A 1,085-nucleotide genomic window follows, 5' to 3' on the forward strand; every position below is an offset into this window, starting at 1 on the left:
TGGCCGCGCGGCGTCTCCAGCTGGGCGCGCGCGCCGGCCACCGCGCGGGCGCGCACCCGCGTCACCGCGGAGGCATCCAGCCGGGGGCTGCGCATCGCCAGGTTCGCCAGCCGCACCGCTTCCGGCAGGGCGGGCCGCAGCGCGCGCAGCGATCCCTCGAAGCCGTCGCGCTGCGCGTCGAAGCCGAGCCCGATCGCCTCATCGCGCAGCGCATCGGCGAAGGCGGTGTTGTCGAGCGGACCGGCGCCCTCCATCAGCAGCGCGGCCGCCATGGAGAGCGCACCGGCATGCTCGTCCGGATCGAGCGCCGCGCCGCCGCGCCAGGCCCAGGCGATGGAGACCACCGGGACGGACTGGTCCTCGATCAGCCAGGCGGAACGGCCGCCGGCCGTGACCTGCTGGATCTCCAGCCGGAAGGTGTCGCTCACAGCCGCACCTCCGCCGGGGCGCCGACGCCCTCGGGCAGCAGCCAGCCGCTGGCCGACGGCATGCCGCCCAGCACGGCGACAGCGGCCTGCGCCACCTGGTCGCGCGTCACGGCGCGAAGGCGGGCGGGCCAGAACTCCACGGTCTGGATCGGCAGGCCGATCGACAGCGCATTGCCGATCATCCGCGGCGCGGCGCCGAGCCCGTCCAGCGCCAGCAGCGCGCCGGCCGTCATCTGCCGGGTCGCGCGCGCGACCTCCGCCTCGGTCGGTCCGCCCTCGTCCAGCAGGCGCTTCACCGTGGCGATCACCGCCTCCTCCACGCGCTCCGGTGCCACCTCACGGCGCGGCACGGCAGAGATGTCGAAGTCGGTCCAGGACGCCGTGTCGGCGTCGTAGGAGGCGCCGGCCGAGACGGCGAGGCCCGTCTCCACCAGCGCGCGATGCAAGCGGGAGCCCGCCCCGCCGCCCACCACGTGGCGCAGCACCTCGAGCGGCTCGCCATGCCGAGCCTCCCCGGCGTTCAGCGAGGGCGCCTGCCAGGAGCGCAGGAACACCGCCTCCCCGCGCAGGCGCGGGTCGTTGCGCACATAGCGCGGCGTGGGCGGCTGGGCGGGCGGCGGGGCGCGGTCGCGCGGCACCGGCGGGCCGGGCGGCAGC

The 1,085-nt window shown here is 77.1% G+C and carries 1 protein-coding gene and 1 pseudogene; both read right to left on the reverse strand.

Translation table 11 applies throughout. The features are described from left to right. Positions 1–428, reverse strand: a pseudogene (locus OZN99_RS32230) (M16 family metallopeptidase); the annotation flags it as partial. Continuing rightward, a partial coding sequence (locus OZN99_RS32235; protein ID WP_270939266.1) for a M16 family metallopeptidase occupies positions 425–1,085 on the reverse strand: 661 nt, incomplete at its 5' end. The pseudogene OZN99_RS32230 and the gene OZN99_RS32235, both read right to left, overlap by 4 nt.

This window comes from Falsiroseomonas oryzae (genome assembly GCF_027856955.1).
In the GTDB taxonomy this organism is placed as follows: domain Bacteria; phylum Pseudomonadota; class Alphaproteobacteria; order Acetobacterales; family Acetobacteraceae; genus Falsiroseomonas; species Falsiroseomonas oryzae.